The organism is Mangrovicoccus ximenensis, assembly GCF_003056725.1.
Taxonomy (GTDB): Bacteria; Pseudomonadota; Alphaproteobacteria; order Rhodobacterales; family Rhodobacteraceae; genus Mangrovicoccus; species Mangrovicoccus ximenensis.
The window spans coordinates 151,794-173,028 of record NZ_QBKZ01000024.1 but is presented as its reverse complement, the minus strand read 5'-3'; the positions used below and the strand labels follow the sequence as shown (position 1 = coordinate 173,028).

Annotated in this window: 18 protein-coding genes, 3 tRNA genes and 2 pseudogenes; 15 read left to right on the top strand and 8 right to left on the bottom strand. The window is 67.9% G+C overall.

The annotated features are described in order from the left end of the window. Positions 1–67: 67 nt before the first annotated feature. Entirely contained in the window at positions 68–1,558 is a 1,491-nt protein-coding gene (locus tag C7T91_RS26815) for a hypothetical protein (RefSeq protein WP_145963031.1), read from the bottom strand. An 832-nt stretch (positions 1,559–2,390) separates the two neighbouring features. Between C7T91_RS26815 and C7T91_RS26810 the strand changes: the two genes are divergently transcribed. From C7T91_RS26810 to C7T91_RS31890, 7 genes and pseudogenes are all read left to right on the top strand, one after another. After that, entirely contained in the window at positions 2,391–5,333 is a 2,943-nt protein-coding gene (locus C7T91_RS26810; protein ID WP_108262851.1) for a hypothetical protein, read from the top strand. A 234-nt stretch (positions 5,334–5,567) separates the two neighbouring features. Next, positions 5,568–5,675, top strand: a pseudogene (locus C7T91_RS26805) (IS5/IS1182 family transposase); the annotation flags it as partial. A gap of 653 nt (positions 5,676–6,328) precedes the next feature. Continuing rightward, positions 6,329–7,900: a haloacid dehalogenase type II gene (locus C7T91_RS38750; RefSeq protein WP_330848897.1), complete on the top strand. Its 1,572-nt coding sequence runs from the start codon at positions 6,329–6,331 to the stop codon at positions 7,898–7,900. After that, on the top strand, positions 7,897–8,871 hold the full coding sequence (locus C7T91_RS26790; RefSeq protein ID WP_108262849.1) for a threonine ammonia-lyase: 975 nt from the start codon (positions 7,897–7,899) through the stop codon (positions 8,869–8,871). The genes C7T91_RS38750 and C7T91_RS26790 overlap by 4 nt, the downstream gene beginning before the upstream one ends. Before the next feature lie 138 nt (positions 8,872–9,009). Next, positions 9,010–9,363 (top strand): ArsR/SmtB family transcription factor, encoded by a 354-nt coding sequence (locus tag C7T91_RS26785; protein WP_330848896.1) that lies wholly within the window; start codon positions 9,010–9,012, stop codon positions 9,361–9,363. A gap of 6 nt (positions 9,364–9,369) precedes the next feature. Further along, positions 9,370–9,726 (top strand): DUF1636 family protein, encoded by a 357-nt coding sequence (locus C7T91_RS26780; RefSeq protein ID WP_108262847.1) that lies wholly within the window; start codon positions 9,370–9,372, stop codon positions 9,724–9,726. 387 nt (positions 9,727–10,113) lie between these two features. After that, positions 10,114–10,461, top strand: coding sequence for a hypothetical protein (locus C7T91_RS31890; RefSeq protein WP_145963030.1), 348 nt, complete (start codon positions 10,114–10,116; stop codon positions 10,459–10,461). Here the strand turns inward: C7T91_RS31890 and C7T91_RS26775 are convergent. Further along, positions 10,451–11,290 carry a LysR family transcriptional regulator gene (locus C7T91_RS26775; RefSeq protein ID WP_161556129.1) on the bottom strand — a complete coding sequence of 280 codons (840 nt, stop codon included), beginning with the start codon at positions 11,288–11,290 and terminating at the stop codon, positions 10,451–10,453. The genes C7T91_RS31890 and C7T91_RS26775 overlap by 11 nt on opposite strands. 217 nt (positions 11,291–11,507) lie before the next feature. Here C7T91_RS26775 and C7T91_RS40050 point away from each other — a divergent pair, with 217 nt between their 5' ends. From C7T91_RS40050 to C7T91_RS26760, 3 genes are all read left to right on the top strand, one after another. Next, positions 11,508–11,882 carry an FAD-dependent oxidoreductase gene (locus C7T91_RS40050; RefSeq protein ID WP_108262843.1) on the top strand — a complete coding sequence of 125 codons (375 nt, stop codon included), beginning with the start codon at positions 11,508–11,510 and terminating at the stop codon, positions 11,880–11,882. A 34-nt stretch (positions 11,883–11,916) separates the two neighbouring features. Continuing rightward, positions 11,917–12,393, top strand: a complete 477-nt coding sequence (locus C7T91_RS26765; protein WP_108262841.1) for a UdgX family uracil-DNA binding protein — start codon at positions 11,917–11,919, stop codon at positions 12,391–12,393. 69 nt (positions 12,394–12,462) lie between these two features. Beyond that, positions 12,463–12,963, top strand: coding sequence for a pyridoxamine 5'-phosphate oxidase family protein (locus tag C7T91_RS26760; RefSeq protein WP_108263111.1), 501 nt, complete (start codon positions 12,463–12,465; stop codon positions 12,961–12,963). 11 nt (positions 12,964–12,974) lie between these two features. Here the strand turns inward: C7T91_RS26760 and C7T91_RS26755 are convergent, their stop codons facing one another. Then, entirely contained in the window at positions 12,975–13,892 is a 918-nt protein-coding gene (locus C7T91_RS26755) for a LysR family transcriptional regulator (RefSeq protein ID WP_161556128.1), read from the bottom strand. A 124-nt stretch (positions 13,893–14,016) separates the two neighbouring features. On the opposite strand from C7T91_RS26755, the gene betC reads away from it, so the two are divergent. The 5 genes and pseudogenes from betC to C7T91_RS32950 all read left to right on the top strand — a co-directional run bounded on the left by betC (position 14,017) and on the right by C7T91_RS32950 (position 19,250). Then, positions 14,017–15,537 (top strand): choline-sulfatase, encoded by a 1,521-nt coding sequence (betC, locus tag C7T91_RS26750; RefSeq protein ID WP_108263107.1) that lies wholly within the window; start codon positions 14,017–14,019, stop codon positions 15,535–15,537. An 87-nt stretch (positions 15,538–15,624) separates the two neighbouring features. Then, positions 15,625–17,301, top strand: coding sequence for a BCCT family transporter (locus C7T91_RS26745; RefSeq protein WP_108262839.1), 1,677 nt, complete (start codon positions 15,625–15,627; stop codon positions 17,299–17,301). A gap of 98 nt (positions 17,302–17,399) precedes the next feature. After that, the gene (locus C7T91_RS26740; RefSeq protein WP_108262837.1) at positions 17,400–18,545 is read left to right on the top strand and encodes an alanine racemase; all 1,146 of its coding nucleotides are present in this window, start codon (positions 17,400–17,402) and stop codon (positions 18,543–18,545) included. 35 nt (positions 18,546–18,580) lie between these two features. Beyond that, positions 18,581–19,006: pseudogene (locus C7T91_RS26735) on the top strand (NAD(P)/FAD-dependent oxidoreductase); the annotation flags it as partial. 91 nt (positions 19,007–19,097) lie between these two features. Beyond that, entirely contained in the window at positions 19,098–19,250 is a 153-nt protein-coding gene (locus C7T91_RS32950; RefSeq protein ID WP_161556127.1) for a hypothetical protein, read from the top strand. A 5-nt stretch (positions 19,251–19,255) separates the two neighbouring features. Here the strand turns inward: C7T91_RS32950 and C7T91_RS40480 are convergent, their stop codons facing one another. From C7T91_RS40480 to C7T91_RS37100, 5 genes are all read right to left on the bottom strand, one after another. Beyond that, positions 19,256–19,786 (bottom strand): GGDEF domain-containing protein, encoded by a 531-nt coding sequence (locus C7T91_RS40480; protein ID WP_456237871.1) that lies wholly within the window; start codon positions 19,784–19,786, stop codon positions 19,256–19,258. Between the two features lie 797 nt (positions 19,787–20,583). Continuing rightward, a tRNA-Asn gene (locus C7T91_RS26725) sits at positions 20,584–20,658 on the bottom strand. Between the two features lie 93 nt (positions 20,659–20,751). Then, a tRNA-Asn gene (locus C7T91_RS26720) sits at positions 20,752–20,826 on the bottom strand. A 93-nt stretch (positions 20,827–20,919) separates the two neighbouring features. Then, positions 20,920–20,994 (bottom strand) — tRNA-Asn (locus C7T91_RS26715). A gap of 17 nt (positions 20,995–21,011) precedes the next feature. Beyond that, entirely contained in the window at positions 21,012–21,209 is a 198-nt protein-coding gene (locus C7T91_RS37100; protein ID WP_236638546.1) for a hypothetical protein, read from the bottom strand. Between the last annotated feature and the right edge of the window lie 26 nt (positions 21,210–21,235).

Here is a 21,235-nt window from a genome sequence, read left to right as displayed (position 1 = left end):
GGAAATGCAACCGGCACAGACTCGCCTTGGCCGCCCCGGGGCGCAACAGCACGGGATGACGCAGCCGTCACAGCTCCAGGTCGAAGGCCTGGATCGGCGCGAATTCGAAGACATCGATGATCTCGCCGCGGTATCCGCCGGGCACCGCCATGGGCGCGGTTTCGCTGTCGCGCAGCGACACCGCGTTGTGGCTCTGCAGCGCGCCGGGCGAGGCCGTTTCGCCCAGCGGCAGGCCATGGGCGCCGAGCCAGACCCGGTAGCTGCCCTCGAGTTCCGCCGCCGTCCAGAGGCTGACCGTGTCGGCGCCGGTGATCTCGGCGCGCAGGATGTCGACGAAGCGCCCCGACCCGGTCTCGCTGAGCCGGAAGCCCAGGTTCGGCGGCGCGGAAAACCCCTGCTCCTCCGAGAACAGGGCGGCATCCTCGACCAGATGCCCCTCCACCCCGCCGAAGCGCAGCACGATCTCGGTCCCGGTTCCATGTCCCGCCTCCTCGATGACGATCGGCGGATCCGGGAGCCCGGTCAGCGCGCGCCCCAGACTCGCCCCCAGCCCCTGGCCGAGATGGAAATAGCCCTCGGGCGTCAGGTGGCGGTTGTCGATGCCGGGATCGGAGCCGTAGATGAAGCGGTACTGGTATTGCGGCACGGCCAGATGGACGTTGTCCTCCGCCAGAACATAACCGAGCTGCGCCAGCGGCACGGCGGCATCTGCCTTGCCCTGGGCCTGGGACAGGGCGAATTCGACCTGCAGCCGCGGCAGGCCGGTCGCCTTGCGCAGCTCCGCCTCGATCATCGAGAAATAGCGCGACAGCGCCCAGCCATAGCCGAATTCGGGATCGTCCAGTCCGGCATCGGCCGTGCCCTGCACGAAGCCGACCGCGACCGTGCCATGCACCGCCTGCCCGGCGCGGGCCGCGGCCTCGGCCGCGAAGCCGATCTGCGCTTCCATCGTGTCCCAGAGCCCGGGCGGCCTGCGGTGGGTATCGAGGAAATGCGCCCGGCCGCCGTCATTGACGAAATAGTCATAGGTGCCGTGGGCGTTGCGGACCGCGAAGAGATCGTCCTGCCCGGTCGACGCCAGAGCGGCCGCGCGGCTGCCGTAGAGATCGTCGCCCGCCGCCATCAGCTGCAGCACCGAGGCGCCGAGCGCGCCGGTGGAGGCATGCAGGATGTCCGGCGCGACATGGCCGGCGCCGTCATAGGCAGCCAGGATCCCTGCCACCATCGCCGGGGCGGGCGTTTCGGTCACCAGGCTTTCCATCGGCATCCTGCCGCGGAACATCCCCGCCGCCACCTCCCGGTGGTTCCAGCCGCGGGCGCTGAGGCCGGGATCGCCGAAATCCAGCATCCAGGCGCGCCCGTCCACCGGCCCCGGCCAGACCGTATGGTAATTCGCCGCCAGGGTGGAGCCGATGCTCAGCGACTGCCCGGCAGAGAGCACCAGCATGATCTCCTCGGCATTGTGCACGGTCAGCATGTGGCGGATGGCAGAGAAATTGGCGGAGGCCATGGTCGGCGCCGCTGCCGCAAGGACGGCCGGACCGGTCTGCCAGGGCATGGCCGCGGCCAGGGAGGCAACCGCATCCCCTCCCGGAAGCGCAGGCAGCACGGGCGCGGACCCCGCGCCGGACTGCCAGGCCACCGGGGCAAAATCCGGGCGGTCCCCGCTCCCGGTCCCGAAGACCTCCGCGTTGCTCCGGAACGGATCGCGTTTCATGACGTGTCCCATGCTGGCGAACTGCGCAGGCTTCTTCGCACGGGCGCCGTTAAGGCCGGCTGAAAATCCGGAACACGCGATGCGGCGCCTCCCTACACGTCCCGCCGGAACGCCTGATTCGGAAAATCGAATCACACGGCACTTCGCCGCGCCAGCGCGAATCACACGCGTGGGTTGTTCTTGATTCCAGGTGCATTCTCTCTGATTGCGCCACGGAGGAGATTTTTTTCCAATATGATATCATTTCGCACAGAATTTAATCACCTCAAGATTGTATTCGGTTTTTGGACTATTTTCCTTGAAAATCAGGGCGTCCCGCGAACCGGTCCGCGCAAGGCGCCCCTGCCGCCTTCACCGCCCCCCGGCAACGCCCTTGCCAAGCGGCAACGCCCGTCAAATAGTTAAAAATACGTTTACGGCCGCGCTTGGAAACGGGGCCGGACGTGCTGGATTTTGAGCCGGAAATGATCGCACCGATGCCGCCTTCGGCAGCTGCTCAGGCATGTGACATGAGCGGAACCGGTGTGCTCGTCCCAGTGTGTTGAAGATTTTTCCAGTTGCGCCAGGCTTGGCCAGCACCCGGATCGCTTCCGACCTGCATGCGCGGACCGCGCAGACCCTGCGGCACTGCAGGGCTGCTCAGGATCAGGCTGACTGCAGTAGGGGGCTGGCAATGTCGGACGCAACTTCGATCGATAGCGTGAATTTCTCGGTGGAAACGGACAAGCTCGACTATCTTCCGGGCAGCACCGTCACCATCACAGCCAGCGGGGTCACGGTCGGGGGGACCGTCGAATTCCGCATCCTCCATGTCGACGGCCCGGGACCGGACGGCATCTACGGCACGCTGGACGACCAGCTCGATGCCGGGGCCGACGGGATCTACGGAACCGCGGATGACGGATACGGTCCGGCACCGGGCGGTTTCGAGTCCGACCACGACTCCTTCTATGCCATCGACGGCGTCGGCCTCGAGGGGCTCGACGGGATCTCCGGAACCGATGACGACCTCGTCTATGACGACACGATCAACCGCTACACGGTCTACAATCCCGATCTCGGCAGCTACGAAATCAGCTGGCTGCAGCCCGATCTGGACGGCGAGGCCAACGGCCAGATCGTCACCTCCTGGTATGTCCGCGATCCCGACTCCGCCTATGAGCGCTTCCTGCTGACCGCCGCCGAAATCGGCTCGACCGGCGCGGACGGCGCCTTGGGCGGCGGCGACGACATCTACGCGGCCATCGCCGCCACCAGCTTCACCGACGCGCCCCCGGCGCTGAAGGACCACCACCACTGGGAGAACCTGCAGGAAAGCTGGACCAAGAACGCGGTGAACGACACGACCGCGGGCTATCTCGAGGGCGATGTCGTCCCGCACCTGTTCCATGTCACCGACATGGTGGCCGGCGAGACCTACAAGATCATCCTGCGCTTCGACTACTTCCAGGGCTCGTCCGGCGCCGGCGGGTTCCTCTACATGGATGAGTACGACTCGACCATCAGCAACCCGGAAACCACGGCCAATGTGGAATTCCCGGATGCCTCGGGCCTGTTTGCCGATACCGCGAATGTCTTCACCGACCAGGATGCCGGCGTGCTGCCGGTCGATGCGCCCAACCTGACCTTCTTCATCGACGACGCCGATCTCGACATCACCAGCCTGACCTACCTGGCGCTGGAAGGCGGCAGCGGCGACAAGCTGCGCAGCGCCGAGATCACCTTCACCGTCGACCAGAACGCCGACAACGCAGATTTCACCATCTATTACGGCCTGCGCCTGGCGCTTCCCGGCGAAGCCTACGAAGACGCCCCCGGCGCCGCCGATTTCACCGGTTCCAGCCTGCGCGTCCAGACCGAGAACGATCCCAGCGACCCGCTCGACGTGCTCTCGACCGGCGCCATTCCGTTCTCGCTCGATGCGGTGCTGCGCGGGGTGATCTCGGGCTACAAGTGGAACGACCTGAATTCCGACGGCAACTGGGACGAGGGCCAGGGCGAGACCGGGCTTGACGGCGTGCTGATCCAGCTGTGGCGCGATGCCGACGGCGACGGCGTGCTGACCGCCGGCGACGAGCTTTACTCCACCACCACCACCAGCGACGGCACCACCGACGTCAACGGCGACGGGACGATCGACGAGGCCGGTTACTACGAATTCTCGACCGCCGTGCAGCCCGACAAGCCGCTCCTGAGCGGCGAGACCTATTTCGTCACCGAGGTCGAGCCCGACGGCTTCGTCCAGACCTTCCCGTCCTCGCCCGATCACTGGGGCGGCTTCGCGATATCCGGCGCCACGCCCGAATACCGCGGCCTCTACGAGGTCGGCGCCGAGGGCGACGGCACGCTGAACTTCGGCAATGCCTCGCGCGCCACCATCACGGTGATCAAGGAATCCGTGCCGCTGGGCGTCGATTTCGACTTCACCCTGACCAACGGCACCACCTCCGAGATCTTCACCCTGACCGACAACGTGTCGGGCACCGGGATGAACGCGGACGGGCTGAACTGGGTCACCTACGAGCTCCCGGCCGATTTCGACTTCAGCTCCTCCTTCTCGGTGGCCGAGGCCTTCTCCTCGATCTACTGGTCGACCGGCTGGTTCATTGACACCGACGGCGACCTCACGACCCCCGAAGCCGCGGGGACCGGGCTGCAGACCAGCGAATTCACGGTCAATCCCGGCGATGACGTGACCGTCATCTTCACCAATACCGGCAGCAGCCTGCGCGAGAACGAGTTCCTGCTGGAGAAAGGCGTGGTCTGCGACCCCGAAACCGAGAACGAGGTGTTCTACACGGCTGACAGCGAATGGGGCCCGAGCTTCACCGAGGACGAAGACGGCCTGATCACCTTCAAATACGTCCTGATCAACAACAGCGAATTCGACATCCAGGACGTCTATCTCTCCGACGTGCTGCATGTCAGCGGCGGCACGGATGTCGGGAACCCTGGCACCGTGAACCCGGAGGACGGCGTCGACGTGGTCTTCGACGCCGCCAATTCCTGGTCGGACACCGCGATCACCTATGACGGCGGCGACATCGTGATCGGCACGCTCGCCGCAGGCAGCGATGTCGAGATCTACTTCCAGACCGACTGGGTCGCGGGCAACCACAAGGACACGGCCGTGGCTTCGGTCGAGATCCTCGGCGAGACCTTCTCGACCGCGCCGGATTCCGCGCATTATTTCGGGGTGTCGGACATCGATATCGACCTGACGATCGAGGCAAAGGCCGCGACCGATCCCGACCCGAAACCCGAGGCCGTTGCCGCCTTGGCCGCGCCCGCCGCGCGCGAGCCGGAGCCGCAGGCCGAGCCCGCCCCGGTTTTCTTCGACCGCCCGATGACCGACGGCGCGCCCGAGATCGTCGGACGCACGATCATGGAGGTGACGCAGCTCTCGCCGCTCTACCCGCCGATCGAGGGCCTGCCCGAGGCCGTCTGGAAGGACAAGCAGTGCTCGAGCTGCCATTCCTGGACGCGCGAGGCGCTCTGCACCCAGGCGCAGGTCTATCTGAAGGAAAGCATGACGCGGGCGGTGGCCAAGGATCATCCGCTGGGCGGCTCCTTCAAGCGCAACCTGCGCGCCTGGGCCGGGAACGACTGCCGGTAGTCGGCGCATCCGGCCGCTGCACCTGCCGGCGAAGAGCGGTGCGGCACCCGCCACGCGTCTCCGCGCCTCTGTCGCTGTCCGGCCGGGGCGTCGTTGCGCAAATCTATGGGATTCATGTCGTGAATCCAGCATGCTAGCCGGGCAGCACGAGCAGACCACCAAAGACGACCTACAAGACCACCAACTGGCGTGGCTCGCGAGCCGTTGCGCGCCACCGGTCCGAGCGCAGCGGCGAGCGAGGCGCTGCGGCGGCGCGGCTCGCTGACGGTCTGGTTCGATCCCGAGATGCAGTGGGACGCAGTAGCGTCCGGGCGTCGCGGCCGCCAGCAGGCCTACAGCGAATGAGGAGGATCAGGAAATCGTCCGGGGGGGGGGCCGGGCCGGTCCGCGCCAGCGGCAAATCCTCCGGCGGGGTCGCTCCGGTCCTCCGCAGGAGGCAAACTGTCCCTGCGGACAGTTTGGGGAGGGAACGGGCGGAGCCCCTGAGTGCCGGACGGGCGGAGCCCTGCCCGACGAATACGATCCAGGCTTGCCTCACCCTCAAGGTCCTGCTCGGGCTACCGCTCCGCCAGGGTGAGCCAGTAAGGCGCCATCGGTCCGAGCCCGGGGGCGAACGGCTTCGTGGCGAGCCTGCTGGAGCTGTCCGGGCTGGGGTGGCGGTTTTCGCGGCGCATCAATCCTCCGGGTCGGTTCCCTGACGTCCCGGCCCGGAACCAGCGCCATCTCCTGCACGCGCCAGCGCCGCAATCCGGGCAGCGGCGGCAGGATGCCCGGCGCGGCAATCATCGGCCTGGCCGGTGGAGAAACTCCGCCGGGCCTGGGCACCGGCGGCATGCTCCGTGCTGCATTGCCGCACGTTCCGGACGCAACCTGCCTCTTCGCGTCACATTTCCGGGACTTCGATGCCATAGTTGACCCTCCGCAAGGACAATGTATCGAATTATTGCTTTTTGTCCCGCGGGAGACATGCAACTCTCCTGCCGAGGGAGGCGGTGATGAAAATTACGACAATTATTTTCGATGCTTACGGTACGCTCTTCGATGTGGCCGAAGCCGCCCGCGATGTCGCCTCCGACGCAGCCTCGGAGAAGCTCGGCGCCTGCTCGGCAGAGCTGGCCTGCGACTGGCGGCGCAAGCAGCTGGAATATTCGTGGCTGCGCAGCATTTCCGGCCAGCATGCCGATTTCTGGCAGATCACCTGCGATGCGCTCGACTGGACGCTGGAACGCCACGGCTTCGAGCTGGCCCGGGACGGCGCGCTGCGCGACCGGCTGCTGTCGCTCTACCGGCGGCTGCCGCCCTTCGCCGAGGTCCCCGACGTGCTGCGAGACCTCAAGGACCGCGGCTTCGAGACCGCCGTGCTGTCGAACGGCACGCAGGAGATGATCGAGGCCGCCGTGGCCTCGGCCGGGCTGGACGGCCTCTTCGATGCGCTGATCTCGGTGGAGGAAGCCGGGGTCTTCAAGCCCGATCCGCGGGTCTACGAACTGGTCAGCGCGCGGTTCAACCGGCCGCGCGGCGAGGTGCTGTTCGTCTCGGCCAATGGCTGGGACATTGCCGCCGCCGCAAGCTACGGTTTCCGCACGCTCTGGGTCAACCGCGAAGGCCAGCCGGTCGACCGGCTGCAGGGCCGCCCGGACATGGAGCAGCCCGACCTGACGCAGGTCTGCGGCACCGCGCAGGCGATGCTGCACAACCTTCGGGACAGCCCCGCCGAAATCGGGACCACCGCGTATTTCTCCAACCGCGACGGGCTGCGGCTGGCCTATCGCGACGACGGGCCGAAGGACGGGCCGGTGCTGCTCTGCCTTGCCGGTCTGACACGGAACCTTGCCGATTTCGACTTCGTGGCACGGGACTTTTCGGACCGCGTGCGGGTGCTCCGGCTCGACACCCGCGGCCGCGGCCAGTCGGACTGGGACCCCGACTACCTGAACTACAACCTGATCCGCGAAAGCCATGACGCGATCGACCTTCTCGACCATCTGGGCATCGCGCGCACCGCGATCCTCGGCACCTCGCGCGGCGGGCTGATCGCCATGGCGCTGGCGGGCGGGCACAAGCCGCGGATCACCGGCGTCTGCCTCAACGACATCGGCCCCGAGATCGAGCCCGAGGGCCTCGCCTATATCGGCCAGTATCTCGGCAAGCGCCCCGCCGCCGGCACTTACGGGGATGCCGCCCGGCGCTTTGCCGAGGTCTTCGGCCAGAGCTTCCCCGATGTCCCGCCCGAGCGCTGGCAGCTCCATGCCCGCAGGATCTACTGCGACAGCCCCGACGGGCTCGACCTGCGCTACGACGCGCTGCTGCGCCGGTCGATCATGGAACAGTCGGCGACGGACGCGATCCAGGATCTGTGGCTGCTGTTCCGCGCGCTCGAGGGCTTGCCCCTCGCGCTGATCCGTGGTCAGAACTCGAATATCCTGTCGGCCGCCACCGCCGGGGAGATGCGGCGCCGCCGTCCGGACATGATCTATGGCGAGGTTCCGAACCGCGGCCATGTCCCCTTCCTCGACGAACCGGAGGCCCAGGCCGTGATTTCCGAGTTCCTCGAAAGGCTGACATGACCCCTGACCTGATTGCCGCCGCCCGTGACCGCCTTGCCGGACATGCCCGCGTCACGCCGCTGCTGTCCTCGCCGTTTCTCGACGAGATCGCCGGACGGCGGGTGCTGGTGAAGGCGGAATGCCTGCAGCATACCGGATCGTTCAAGTACCGCGGCGCGCGCTCGGCGATCAGCGCGCTCGATCCCGAGACCCGCGCCCGCGGCATCTGCGCCGCCTCCTCCGGCAACCACGCCCAGGGGATCGCGCTCGCGGCCCGCGAGATGGGGGTTCCGGCGGTGATCCTGATGCCGTCCGACGCGCCGCAGATCAAGCTCGACAACACCCGGGCCTATGGCGCCGAGATCGTCACCTATGACCGCGCCACCCAGGACCGCGACGCGCTGATGCTGGAGCTCGAAGCAGAGCGCGGCATGACGCTGGTGCGCCCTTACGACGATCCGCAGGTGATCGCGGGCCAGGGCACCTGCGGGCTGGAGATCGCCGAACAGGCGCAGGCGATGGGCGTCGAACGCGCCGAGGTGCTGGTCTGCTGCGGCGGAGGCGGGCTGACCTCGGGGATCGCCGTGGCGCTGTCGCAGGCCGCTCCGGACTTCACCGTCCGCCCGGTCGAGCCCGAAGGCTTCGACGACACCCGCCGCTCGCAGGCGTCCGGGCAGCGCGAGATCAACCCGGCCCAGTCCGGCAGCCTCTGCGACGCGATCCTCACGCCCTCGCCGGGCAAGCTGACCTTTCCGCTCATCCAGGAACATTGCGGCCCGGGGCTGGTCATCTCCGACAGCGAAGCCCTGCAGGCGATGGCCCTCGCGATGCTGCGGCTGAAGCTGGTGATCGAGCCGGGCGGCGCCGCCGCGCTGGCCGCCGCCCTGTTCCGCGGAAACGATCTGAGCGAAGAGACCGTGATCGTCACCGCAAGCGGCGGCAATTGCGATGCGCGGCTTCTGGCCCGGGCGCTGGAGCTGCTCCAAAAATAGTCAACTCACCAATACTTGGGTTTTCAAGTCAGGATTTACCGAGTCAAAAGCTTTTCATTCAACTTATTCGGTTATATGTCGAATGCGTTGAAACCAGTATCCCCAGTGCTAAGCTCTACGAGTACAATGACTGAAACAGTGACCCAAGTTGACTTCGTATCCGAGATGAACAGCGACATGCCTTCGGGTGCCGTTCTGCAGGCCGACATGGCCGACAATGCGGAAATGGCCAGCTCCTATCTGAAGGCCCTGTCCCATCCGGGCCGCCTCATGATCCTGTGCTACCTCATGGAAGGCGAGAAAACCGTGACCGATCTCGAGCTTCTGCTCGGGGCGCGCCAATCCTCCGTCAGCCAGCATCTGGCGCGGCTCCGTGCGGACAAGCTCGTGCGCACCCGCCGCGAAGGCAAGGCGATCCACTATTCGCTGGCGGACGAGCGCACCAAGCGCGTCATCGGACTGCTGCACGAGCTGTTCTGCCGGGACGCCTGAGCTGCAATGACGACGATCACCGTCTGCACGACCTGCCGGACCGCAGAGGAACGTGAAGACCGGACGCTTCCCCCCAGCGGGGAAGCGTTTCTTCTTGAGCTGCAGGCCGCCTCCGGCAGCGGGGTCGCGGTGCGCGGCACGTCCTGCCTGATGGGCTGCGACCATGGCTGCAACATCGCCGTCTCGGATCACGGCAAGCTGACCTATGTGCTCGGCCGTTTCGGCGGCAGCGCGGAAGACGCCGCGGCAGTCTCGGCCTTTGCCGACGGCCATGCCGCCAGCGCGACCGGCCAGGTGCCGTTCCGTCAATGGCCGCAGGGCGTGAAGGGCCATTTCATCGCCCGCGTGCCGCCGCTGGACTAGCGTCAGCCGGGCCTATCCCGATGGCCGCCACGGGCGCCGCAACCTCGGCGCCCGCGATGCCCCCCGAACATTGCCGGAAAGCAGGCCGCGGGACGGTGCAAGACGGCATCCAAGTTTGCGCCGGCCGCCGCGCCGGAAAAGACGCCACGCCCCTCCCCGCTTGCCCGCAACGTTGGCAGCAGCCCGCAGCTGATGTTCCGTTGTGTGGCAGAGAGCGGCGGCCATCGGCTTTCCCGCAAAACCTGCTCCCAGCCGCGCAAACTACGCGGCTCCAGCGCTCGAACATCTCGGCACGACGATTTTCCGCCTCGCGATGGGATCGCCGAGACCTGATCTCAAGCGGTGACGGAGTCCGTCAAATCCCGTCCTGAACCATGATCGCCCGCAATGGCCATGCTTCTTGCGCGCGGGATATTTCTGGCCGAGGCGATCAATGGCGGCCCGGCACGCCAGGGCGATGGCGACTGCGGTGATGGCAATCAGGAGGTTCAACTTCCGCGTGTCCGTCAGGCGCGTGTCCCCGGGGTTCAGCCCTCTCGTCTTGCTGTCGGCGAGCGAGGTCCCGAGCGCCATGGGTCCGAGCGAGCGGACCGAACGCATTCGATGAACCAGATCAGCTTGCCGAGCCGCTTGGCCTCCTCCTGGCTGCGCTCCGCAGCTGCCGCCCGGCGCCTGTCGCGCTCGGCCAGCGCCGCCACCTTCGCCGCATCGAACGGACGCGCCATCATGCCGTGACCTCGCGCACCAGAGCCTCGCAGCGCGCGAGGATTTCCTGACGCCGAGCCAAGAACGCCTCGTCGACCGCCCCGATCGGCAGCCCCCGAGCCACACGGTCCGCCAGTTCCTCCATCCGCCGCTGGTTCTCCGCTCCGGCCTCGCGCGCCTTCTTGAGCGCGAACTCCATCGGCCAGCGCCGCTCGTCGCGCACCACCTTGCGCAGCTCCGGCGCCCAGCCGGTCAGCCACAGGTCGGGGCGGCTGGCATTCTGCAGGCTGGGGAAGCTGTCGAAATCGATCACCCCCGCGGGCGGGACCGCCGGGCCTATGCCGAGGGCGGCGACCACGGCCAGCTCTTCGCGGAACAGCTCCTGCGCGCGCGCCCTTGCCCAGGCGCCGCGGCCGCGCAGGATGGCGATGTCGATCCGGGCCTCGCCGAAATCGAGATCCTGCACCGTGCTTTCCAGATCGACCACCGTGTCGGGATTGGCGGCGAGGAAGCGCGACAGCCGCGGCGCCAGCCAGCGCGAGGCAAAAGTCGGATGCACGCAGATCCGCAGCGCGTCCTCCAGCGTCGCGCCGCGCACGCAATTGACCGAGGCGCGCTCGATCATGTCGAGCGCCGCCGTGACCTCCGCCAGATAGGCGCGGGCGGGCTCGGTCAGGATCAGCCGCGACCCCGCCCGCTCGAACAGCCGCACCCCGAGCAGGGTCTCGAGACTGCTGATCTGGCGGCTGATCCCGCTCTGGGTGATCGCCAGATCCTCGGCGGCCCGGGTGAAGCTCATGTGCCGCGCCGCGGATTCGAAGGCGAGCAGGGCGGCGTGCGAAGGGACGAAGCGGCGCATGGTCGGTTCCGGCATGACTAAAACTCAGGGCATACGGAGAATTTCACGAGTTCGCCCCGGAGGCCAGATCTGTCATGCTGCCGGATGGCTGCCGATCGCCCGGCTGCCGGAAACTTGCGCAGGACAGCCCCCTTGCCCGCGATGCCGATGCCCCGGAAGCCATGAGCCATGAGCCATGCTCATGCAGGAGACGGACGGGAGAGGGACGGGAATACAGATGGCAGAGAAGACTTCCAAGCATATCGTGGTCATCGGAGGCGGCATCGTCGGCGTCACGGCCTGCCGCGCGCTCCTGATGGACGGGCACCGGGTCACGCTGGTCGAGCCCGGAACGCCGGGCGGGACCCAGGCGGCGAGCTTCGGCAATGCCGCCTTCCTCAGCCCCGCCTCGATCCTGCCGATGTCGATGCCCGGGCTCTGGCGGCAGGTGCCGGGCTATCTCGCCGACCGCAAGGGCGCGCTGACCATCCGCTGGCGCCACCTGCCGCGGCTGCTGCCCTGGCTGCTGAAATTCCTCGATGCCGGGCGGACGCCCGCCAAGGTGGAGCGCACCGCCGCCGCGCATGTGACAGGGAAAAGGACGCGACGATGACGTCGCGGGCGAAGGGCCGCAGGAGGCAAGGCTGATGATCGTGGCCGAGCAGCCGGGCGAGCGCGAGGATCTGGAAGGGCGGCCGCTGATCGGTCCGGCGGGCCAGCTTTTCGACGCGCTGGCGGCGGAGGCCGGGCTCGACCGCTCTGCCGCCTGGGTGACCAATGCGGTCAAGCATTTCAAGTTCGCGCCGCGCGGCAAGCGGCGGATCCACCAGCGCCCCGAGGCGGGCGAAGCGGAGGCCTGCCGCTGGTGGCTCGATCTGGAGCGGCAGCTGCTCAGGCCCAAGGCGATCCTCGCCATGGGCGCGACGGCGGCGATGTCGCTGACCGGAAACGGCCGGGACATCGCCCGGCGCCGCGGCAGCGTCGAACGGATGGCGGATGGAACGCCGGTGCTGCTGACGCTGCATCCCGCGCATCTGCTACGCCTGCCCGACCCTGTGCGGCGCGCCGGGCTCGAGGCGGCGGTGACGGCGGATCTGCGCCTTGCCGCAGGGCTCGCGGGCTGATCGGCAAGGAACTCCCCGGCACGCAAGCCGTTGACGGTGCAGACGGATGCAACCCGGAAGGAGATCGAGATGAACGCCTATTCCGCCATCGAGAAGGACCCGCGCAGCGCCCTGAGCAAGGAGATGGAGAAACTGCGCGCCGGCATGCTGGGGATCGAGGGCTCGGCCGAGCACATGCAGCCGATGACCCATTATCCCGACTGGGCGAAGAACGAGATCTGGTTCCTCACCTCGAAGGACACCGACCTTGTGAAAGGCCTGACCCTCGGCGCGAAGGCGAAATTCGTGCTGATGAGCGAGGACCAGGACTTCCAGGCCTGCCTGCGCGGCAGCCTCGCCGAGGTGATGGATGCGGAGAAGCTCGAGGAGCTCTGGTCGCCGGTCGCCGCCGCCTGGTTCCGGGGCGGCAAGGAAGACCCGAACCTGACCATGCTCTGCCTCAAGCTCGACAGCGGCCAAGTCTGGGGCAGCTCCGACAGCACGCTGCGCTTCGGCTTCGAGATCGCGCGCGCCAACATGGACGAGGACCGGCTGCCGGATGTCGGCACCCAGGCAGTCCTGACCTTCTGATCCGGCGGTCCTCAGCCGCCGAAGCGTTCGGCGATCCAGTCGAACACCGCCCGGACCTCCTTCGAGGCTCCGGGCGTTTCCATGCTCAGCACATAGGCCATGGCGCTGTCCGCCTCCGCCGCGAGCGCCGGGACCAGCGTGCCCGCTTCGATCCGCGCATCGGTCAGCCCGCGCCAGCCGAGCGCCAGGCCCAGCCCCTCCTCCGCCGCCTGGATCACGTGGTCGTAGCTGTTGAAGCTGATCCGCTCCGAGCGCGACTGCAGCGTCACGCCGAAGCGGCGCAGCCAGCTGCTCCAAGTGTACCAGGGCGGCGTGCTGGGCGAAGCCAGCTCGATCAGCGGCAGGCCCGCCAGATCGGCGGGGCTGCATAACCCGGGGTGTCGGGCGAGGAAGCCGGGGCTGGCCACGGCATGCACGCGTTCGGGGAAGAGCAGCCGCCGCGACGGCCCCTCCTGCCCCGCCGGTTCCATGCGGATCAGCAGGTCGGCGGTGCTGTCCGGATCGGGATCGGGCATCTGCCGGGTCATCAGCGACAGCCCGAGATCGGGAAAATCGGCGCAGAGCGACGGGAAGGCCGGCAGGAAGCGGAAGCCGGCGAAGGCGAGGTCGGTCTGGATCACCACCTGCCGCCGCTGGCGCTTCCCGGTCAGCCGGGCAAAGCCCGCGGCGGCCTCGCCCAGCGGCGGACCCAGCACCTCGAGGAGCTCGCGCCCCTCCGGCGTCAGCGTCACGCCGCGGCGGTGGCGCCGGAACAGGCTGCGGCCCAGCGACTCCTCCAGCGCCTTGATGCGCTGGCTCAGGCGCGGCTGGCTCAGCCCGGCCTGTTCCGCGGCGAGCGACAGTTGCCCGCACTCCGCCACCAGGAGGAACAGGCAGAGATCGGCGGCATGGCGCGACAAGCTGGTATAAGATTTCCCAATGTCAGACATTAGATGATTTCCCCGTGACCATGGGGAAAAGTCAACTAGTCTCGCGCGGAGCTTCCTCCGGATTCCCAATGAAATATCGCCAATGCGCCATTCCGGCGCTGGCATCGACGTGCAGCGAGAGACAATGACAGACGCGACCCGCCCGAACATCCTGATCTTCATGGTCGACCAGCTGAACGGGACCTTCTTCCCCGACGGCCCGGCGGAGTTCCTGCATGTCCCGAACATCCGCGCGCTCGCAGACCGCTCGACCCGGTTCCGCAACGCCTATACCGCTTCGCCGCTCTGCGCCCCGGGGCGGGCGAGCTACATGTCGGGCCAGCTGCCCTCGCGCACCGGGGTCTACGACAATGCCGCGGAATTCGCCTCCTCGATCCCGACCTATGCCCATCACCTGCGCCGCGCGGGCTACCAGACCTGCCTCTCGGGCAAGATGCATTTCGTCGGGCCGGACCAGCTGCACGGCTTCGAGGAACGCCTGACCACCGACATCTACCCGCCGGATTTCGGCTGGACCCCGGATTACCGCAAGCCCGGCGAGCGGATCGAATGGTGGTATCACAACATGGGCTCGGTGACCGGCTCGGGCGTGGCAGAGATTTCCAACCAGATGGAATATGACGACGAGGTCGCCTATCACGCCACCCGCAAGATCTACGATCTCGGCCGAGGCCATGACGACCGGCCCTGGTGCCTGACGGTCAGCTTCACCCATCCGCACGACCCCTATGTGGCGCGGCGGAAATACTGGGACCTCTACGAGGAGTGCGACCGCCTGCTGCCCGAGGTCGCCGATCTCGGCTATGACAGTCAGGACCCGCATTCCAAGCGCATCTTCGATGCCAATGACTGGCGCAGCTTCGACATTTCCGAGGACGATATCCGCCGGTCGCGCCGCGCCTATTTCGCCAATATCTCCTATCTCGACGACAAGATCGGCGAGGTGATGGAGGCGCTGCGCGGCATCCGGCAGGAGGGGAACACCATCATCCTCTTGGTCTCGGACCATGGCGACATGCTGGGCGAGCGGGGCCTGTGGTTCAAAATGTCCTTCCTCGAAGGCTCGGCCCGGGTGCCGCTGATGGTCGCCGCGCCGCAGATGCCGCCGGGCCGCGTGGACGTGCCGGTCAGCAATATCGACATCTGCCCGACGCTCTGCGACCTCGCCGGGATCAGCCTCGACGAGATCCGCGACTGGACCGACGGCGAAAGCCTGGTTCCCTTGGCCTCGGGCGGCACCCGCGGGCCGGTGGCGATGGAATACGCCGCCGAGGCGAGCTATGCGCCGATGGTCTGCCTGCGCGAGGGGCGCTGGAAATACACGGCCTGCGCGCTCGACCCCGAGCAGCTTTTCGACCTCGACGCCGATCCGCATGAACTCGCGAACCTCGCCGGAAATCCGGCGCATGAGGCCACGCTCCAGCACTACCGCGCGATGGCAGAGGACCGCTGGGACCTCGCCCGCTTCGACGCGGAAGTGCGCCATTCCCAGGCGCGGCGCTGGATCGTCTACGAGGCGCTCAGGAACGGCAGCTATTTCCCCTGGGACTACCAGCCGCTGCAGAAGGCCTCCGAGCGCTACATGCGCAACCACATGGACCTCAACGTCGTCGAGGAGAACGCACGCTTCCCGCGCGGCGAATAGGCCGCCCCCGCTTTCCAAGTACCCCCGGCCCGGACGATGGGCGGCGCCGCCGGGGTTTTCCGATCCGTCCGACACAGGGAAACGCGAATGGCAAAAATCGAACCACCCCTCTCGCATCTGCCGATCAAGACGGCAGAGGGCGGGTTCTATCACGGCTTCTCGCTCGACGTGACCGTGACCTCGAAACTCGCCGTCGGCGGGCTGGTGCTCTGGGCGGTGGCCTTCCCGGCCCAGGCCGGGACCATCCTCGGCGGGCTGAACAAGTTCATCCTCGCGAATTTCGCCGCCTGGTACGTCTATGTGATGGCCTTCTTCGTCCTCGTCTGCCTCGCCCTGGCGCTCTGGCCCGCGGCCGGAAAGCTCAAGCTCGGCCATGACGACGAGACGCCGGAATTCGACAATTTCTCCTGGTTCTCCATGATGTTCGGCGCGGGCATCGGCGTCGGCATGCTGACCTGGGCGGTGGCCGAGCCGATCTACCATTTCCGCAACAACCCCGACGTGATCCAGGGGCTGGCGAGCGGCGAGAACATGGACAACTTCCTGAACGCCTACAAGTGGAGCTATCTCCACTGGGGCTTCTCGGCCTGGTCCTCCTATGCCGTCGCGGGCTTGGCGCTGGCCTATTTCACCTATCGCCGCGGCCTGCCGCTGACCATCCGCTCGTCGTTGACGCCCTTGTTCGGCAAGTCGCTCTCGGGTCCGCTCGGCCATCTGGTCGACATCGTCGCGGTGATCGCCACCATCCTCGGCGTGGCGCAGACGCTCGGCTTCGGCGTCGAGCAGTTCGTCGCCGGCATGAGCAAGATCGGCATCGGCGCCTGGCTGCTGAACGAGGAGGGCAACGCCTCGTCGCTGGGCATCATCGTCGCGCTGCTGATCATCATGGGCGCCTCGACGCTGTCGGCGCTCTCGGGCGTCGGCAAGGGCATCAAATGGCTGTCGAACCTCAACATGGCGCTGTCGATCTTCCTGCTGGCCTTCCTGACGATCTTCGGCGCGACCTGGTTCGGGTTCCAGGCGCTGGTCATGGGCACGCTCAACTACATCATGGAGCTGCCCTCGATGCTGCTGACCGTCTACCGGACCGACGGCACCGAGACCGGCGCGGCGCTCGAAGGCTGGCAGGGCGGCTGGACGGTGTTCTACTGGGCCTGGTGGGTCGCCTTCGCGCCCTTCGTCGGGCTGTTCCTCGCGCGCATCTCGCGCGGCCGGACGATCCGCGAATTCGTGCTCGGCGCGATGATCGTGCCCTCGATCATGTGCTTCGTCTGGTTCTCCTTCGGCGGCGGCACCGCGATCGACATGGAACTGAACGGCACGGCCGCGGGCGCGATCTTCGGCTCGACCGACGGCGCCAAGATCTTCACCATGACCGGGCTGATGCTGGGCGACCTGCTGGGCTGGGGCATGGCGGTGCTGATCGTCATCCTGCTGATGACCTATTTGGTGACCTCCGCCGACAGCGCCGTGCTGATCGTCAACACGATCAATGCCGCCGGCGACGAAGGGCCGAAGGCGCGGCCGCACATCATCTTCTGGGGCGTGACGCTGGGCGTCGTGGTGGCCGCGCTCCTGCTCGTTGGCGGGCTGACCGCGATCCAGACGGCGATGGTGATCGGCGCCCTGCCCTTCTCGGTGGTGATGCTGCTGATGTGCCTCGGGCTCTTCAAGGCGATCTACCGCGACGGGCTGCGCGCCCGCCATGGCGTCGCCGCAGTGACCGTCGACGGTCCGGAACTGGCCGCGGCAGCCGCCGAATGACCTTAGGGCACCGGCCGCAGCGGCGGCCGGTGCCTGCTTGACCTTCCTGCGCGGCGGCGGAACTCTGGCCCGGCCCGCAGACGGAAGGACAGACGCGCATGGACCAGATACTCCCGACGAACCCGCATCCCGCGGAAACGGCCGTCAGCCCGCGCGCGACGCCTGCGGTGCGGATCGATCCGGAAAAGCTCGCCGCCAACCTGTCCCGCATGGCCGCGATCGCCAAATCCGCCGGCGCCGAGCTGCACCCCCATGTGAAGACCCATAAGAGCATCGAGATCGCCCGCATGCAGATCGCGGCGGGCGCGTCCGGCGTGACGGCCTCGAAACCGTCCGAGGCGCTGGTCTTCGTCCGGGCCGGGCTGCCGTCGGTGACCGTCGCCTATCCGCTGATGCGGGCCGGCTCCGCGGCCGCGCTGATGACGGCCGCAAAGGGCTCGGGCACCCGGCTCCGCTTCATCGCCGCCCATGCGCTGCATCTGGAGGTTCTGGAAACGGCGGCGCGCCAGACCGGCAGCGTGGCGGAGGTCTTCGTCAAGGTGGATACCGGGCTGGGCCGGATCGGCGTCACCGCAGGCAGCGGCGCGGCCGCGGTTCTGGCCGGCATCATCGCCGGCACGCCCGACCTGCGCTATCTCGGCGTGCTGTCCCATGCCGGCCATGCCTATGGCGCGCCGGAGCCCGGGCGCCGCGCCGAAATCGCGGCGGGCGAGCTGGACCAGCTCCATGCCGCCCAGGCAGAAATTGCCCCGGTTCTGGAGATGCCAGGGCGCATCTCGGTCGGCTCGACGCCCACCTGCCTCGGCGCTCCGGTGCAGCGCGGCACGGACGAGCTGCGCCCGGGAAACTACGCCTTCCTTGACCTTACGGCCGTGCGGCTGGGCCTGTGCACCCCGGAAGAGATCGCGCTGTCGGTCGAGGCGACGGTTCTGTTCACGGCGCCCGGGCGGGCGGTGATCGATGCCGGCAGCAAGGTGCTGAGTTCCGACAAGGGGGCGCATGGCACCGGCGGCGATGTCGGCCACGGACAGATCGAGCTGCAGCGCGGCGGCCAGCGCCACATGCTGACCGTCCAAAGGCTGTCGGAGGAACACGGCGTGGTTGACGACCCCGAGGGACTTCTTGCCGTGGGCGAACGGGTCCGCGTCCTGCCGAACCACGCCTGCGCGGTCGTGGCCCTGGCGCCGCGGCTCTGGCTCGGCGAACGCGAACTGGCGGTGGATGCGCGGGGCTGCGTCGACTGACGCCCTCCGCCCCGACCGGGACGCGCCTTAAGCGTCCGGAAACCGGTGCGGAAGGCCATGCCCGGGACCGGCGCCAGAAGGCCGGGCGCCGCGACGTCGCGACGGTGCTGGCGGAGGCGCTGCCGAAGCGGCTGGCCGCGCATGTCGCCGCCGAGGCCGGGCTCCGGGGAAATCTCGCCGACTGCTCCGACAAGCTCCTGAAATCCTTCACCGACGGGCTTGCGGACTGGCGGCTGAAACCGACCGGCTCGGAGGGCTACCGCAAGGCCGAGGTGACGCTGGGCGGCATCGACACCGACGGGCTCGACGCCAGGACGATGGAAGCCAGGGCGGTGCCGGGCCTCCACGTCATCGGCGAAGCGATGGACGTGACCGGCTGGCTCGGCGGCTACAATTTCCAATGGGCCTGGTCCTCGGGCTGGGCCGCGGGCCAGGCCATCGCGCAGAAGCGCCGGGGCTGAGCGCCGCGCCGGGCCTTGCCCCCGGGCGCTGCAGGACCTGCTCGACGGCTCGAGCGCCGCCTTCTCGGGCTTCACGCGCGAGGCGCATTCGGTGATCGTCGCGCGGCTGGCCGGGATGCCGCCGGAGGTGCGGGCGGACTATGTCGAGCGGCTGAAGCGCTTCGGGACCTATCGCGGCGGGCGGCCGCATGACGGCGCGCGCAAATGGGACGGCCATGACCGGCCGCCGCATCCCCGCGACTGAGCGGATCAGGCGGCGGTGCGTCCGAAATTGACGGTGTTCCGCCCCTGCGCCTTGGCGCTGTAGAGCGCCTTGTCCGCGCGCTCCAGCAGGCGCTTCACCGAGGCGGTCAGCTGATCGGCCGCGACGGCCTCGCGCAGGGCGGGGATATCCGCGAAGGCGATGCCGATGCTGACCGTCACCGGCAGCAGGGCCGGTCCGGCCGCCATCGGATGGTCGGCAATGACGCGGCGCAGCCTGGCCGCGGCCAGCCGCACCCGGTCGGGATCGGTGTCGGGCATTGCGATCAGGAATTCCTCGCCGCCGATCCGGGCCAGCAGGTCATGCTTGCGGATATTGTCCGAAAGCCGGGCGGCGGTCTCCATCAGGACCCGGTCGCCAGCCGCATGGCCATGGGTGTCGTTGACCGCCTTGAACCGGTCGAGATCCAGCATCATCACCGCGAATCCGCGTCCTGTCTGCGCCGCGCGCCCGGCGATGCGGTCGAGATGCGGCATCGCATAGCGGCGGTTGTAGAGTCCGGTGAGCGGATCGCGCATCGCCTCGCGCAGCCCGTCCTCCACCCGGTTGCGCAGCCGGTCGCCATCGCGCTTGCGTGCCAGGTGCAGCCTGCTGCGCAGCGCCAGTTCCTCGGGGAGGAAGCCGTGGCGCATCACGTCATTGGCCCCGATGTCGAGCGCCATGGCCATGCGGCCGGCGCTCCCGTCCCGGCGTCCGGCGCGGCCATCGCAGACCAGGATCGCGGCGGCGGTGCGGCTGCTGCGGCGGCTGCGCAGCTCGGCCAGGAAGCGCAGGCTGTCATCGGGCTGGTCGGGATTGTCCTCGATGATGAACAGGTCCGGGGGGGCCNGGTCGAAGCGCAGGAACTGGTCGGTCATCAGCGGGCGCAGGGCGGCCTGCCAGGCGCGGCCCTTGACCGCACGCTGGGTGACGAGCGCGATGCGGGCCGGGTGGACGAAGGGCGTGCGGTCTTCCGCGAGCCCGAGCTGCTGTTCGGTGAGGCTGCGCGCGGCCAGTTCGTCGACGGCCGGGGCGCGTGGCCGGAACCGCCTCGCCGGGCATTCGTCCGGAGTCCGGGTGCAGCCGTGGCGACGGGGCAACCGGCGCGCGGGCCGGAAGTTCCCGGCAGCGGTCTGCCGGGTCTGGCTGTGCCGGGCGTCCTGGCGTGTCATGCTGGTCATCCGGAGGGCATTCCGCCGGTCCTGCCATGCCGTAGGGACGAGGTGCCAGTGTCCTGCCCGGGTCGTGGCGCGCAGACAGGCAATCTGCCGGATGGCGGACACGGGAAAGCACCGCGATGCGGTGCCCTGCAGCTCTCAGATTGTCTTGGGAAGATTGGCTCCGGCGGTAGGGATCGAACCTACGACCAATTGATTAACAGTCAACTGCTCTACCGCTGAGCTACGCCGGAACATTTCGGGCCTGAACCCCGGATTGCAGCAGGCAGCCAGCCTGAGAACCCGTTTCGGTGCCTGTGGCACCCAGCTTCCAGATCGGGGTGATCTGGCTCCGGCGGTAGGGATCGAACCTACGACCAATTGATTAACAGTCAACTGCTCTACCGCTGAGCTACGCCGGAACATTTCGGGCCTGAACCCCGGATTGCAGCAGGCAGCCAGCCTGAGAACCCGTTTCGGTGCCTGTGGCACCCAGCTTCCAGATCGGGGTGATCTGGCTCCGGCGGTAGGGATCGAACCTACGACCAATTGATTAACAGTCAACTGCTCTACCGCTGAGCTACGCCGGAACGCTGTGGGGGGCTATCTATCCAAGCGCCCCGGGGGGTGCAAGAGGCTTTTTCCGGCCGGATTCGCTTTTTTCTTCCTGACGTTTGGAAAAGCTGGCGCCCGGCGAAAGCGCGGGCTCCGCCGCGACCAGCCCGCGGCCTTCCATCTCCACCAGATGCGCCAGGAGGTTGCGCGCGGCGGCAGGCCAGAGCGCCCGGTCGGTGTCGTGGTAGATGCGCGCGGTCAGTCCGGGAAGGTCGC